Source organism: Nonomuraea cypriaca (genome assembly GCF_015645445.1).
GTDB lineage: Bacteria > Actinomycetota > Actinomycetes > Streptosporangiales > Streptosporangiaceae > Nonomuraea > Nonomuraea cypriaca.
Genome location: NZ_JADOGI010000513.1, coordinates 1 through 1,493, shown reverse-complemented (window position 1 = coordinate 1,493; position 1,493 = coordinate 1). Strand labels below are relative to the sequence as shown.

3 protein-coding genes are annotated in these 1,493 nt (G+C 70.1%); all 3 read right to left on the bottom strand.

Annotated elements, in window-relative coordinates; translation table 11 throughout:
* The coding region (locus ITP53_RS55285) for a GntR family transcriptional regulator (RefSeq protein ID WP_195903477.1) at nucleotides 1-174 on the bottom strand (174 nt) is incomplete at its 3' end.
* Nucleotides 175-237: 63 nt separating this feature from the next.
* A complete protein-coding gene (locus tag ITP53_RS55280; RefSeq protein WP_195903476.1) occupies nucleotides 238-981 on the bottom strand; it encodes a DUF427 domain-containing protein in 744 nt (247 codons plus the stop codon).
* A gap of 40 nt (nucleotides 982-1,021) precedes the next feature.
* Nucleotides 1,022-1,493: hypothetical protein (locus tag ITP53_RS55275; RefSeq protein ID WP_207757770.1), on the bottom strand; the 472-nt coding region annotated here is incomplete at its 5' end.

The following is a 1,493-nucleotide window of genomic DNA, read 5'->3' as shown; positions in this document are numbered from 1 at the left end:
GTACGCCTTGAGCACGGTGTTGGGGTTGATGGCCAGGCTCTCGACCACCTCACGGGCGGTCGGCAACTGATCGCCGGGCCGCAGCGTGCCGAGCCTGAGCGCCTGCCTGACCTGGTGGACGATCTGCAGGTACGTGGCCACTCCCGAGCCGCGGTCGAGCTGGAACCCGATCATCAAAACACCCTTTCACTATTCGAATAGTGAAAGGGTGTTGCACGGGATCGCCGCTTGTCAACTTCAGGCGAACTTGGTCTTCGGACGCTCCTGGAGCTCGCCGTCGACGTAGATGTCGAGCTTCTCGTTGTAGAACGCGACCAGCCCGGTCACCTTCTGACTCTCCGGCAGCGGCGTCCGGTAGGACCAGGCCAGGTCCTCCTTGCCATTGACCGACCAGTATTCGGCCGTCCCCTTGTACGGGCAGTGGGAGACGGTGCCGGTGCGCTCCAGCAGGTCGAGGCGCACATCGGTCTTCGGCAGGTAGTAGCGGGCGGGCAACCCGGTCTCGAAGAGGATGTGCGGACTACGGGTGTCGGCCACGGTGACGCCGTCCACCTCGACCCGCACGTGCCGCGAACTGGGGAGGATGTCCACCCGCGTGTACGGGTCGCGCGCGTGGAAGAACACCTCCTCGTCCTCCTCGAACCAGGCGTCCATGGCCGCCCACTCGAATCGGACGTGGCCGCGGATCTGCTCCAGCGGCGAGTCAGCGTAGATCAGCGCCGCGTCGGGGGCCTCGCCGGTGCCCGAGGTGACCGTGTGGACGGTGGCCTCGCCCCTGCTCGGAGAGTGCTTGGTGGTCCCGGAGGGCTTGAGCGCGGTGGCGTCCACGTCGCCCAGCGGGAAGTAGTAGGTGGGGTAGTAGGGGACTTCCCACACCAGGAGGGCGGCGGTGGTGTCGGCCACCACCCGGCCGCCGAGGTAGGTCCTGACACGCTTGGCCGTACGCTCCACGCGTACCCGGCCGCGGTTCGTGGCATCCATGTCCGCGAGAACCCCGGCGGCCACACCGCTATTCCAGCCGTCAGCCGAGGCCGAACGCCGCCAGGGTCGCCCAGGTGGTCAGCGTGCCGACCGCCGCCCCCGCGGCCACCTGCGCCCAGGTGTGGTGCGTGAGGCGTACCCGGGCCCAGCACACCAGCGCCACCACGGCGGCCCCGGCGATCGCGGCCGGCCACGCGGGCAGCACCTTGGTGAGCACCACCACGGTGCCCGCGCAGACGGCGGCGTGGAAGGAGATCTTCCAGCGCAGCGTGATCGGCACGGTCACGCCCAGCGCGACCAGCATCGCGGTCACGGTGGCGACGAGCAGCGCCGGCGCGCCCAGCACGACCAGCAGTGCCAGCGCCACCAGAACGGCGGCCACGGCGGCCAGCAGCGGGCCGGTGCGGCGGGCGCGGTCCACGATGTGATGCGAGTCGAGCCGGCCGGAGCGCACCCCGAGCGCGATCATCGCCGCCGGCACCCCGCCGCACAACCCCGACGCCACCAGCCCC

Excerpts from the sequence above, each read along its gene's own strand:
- ITP53_RS55280 (WP_195903476.1), bottom strand. The coding sequence starts at position 981 with ATGGATGCCACGAACCGCGGCCGGGTACGCGTGGAGCGTACGGCCAAG.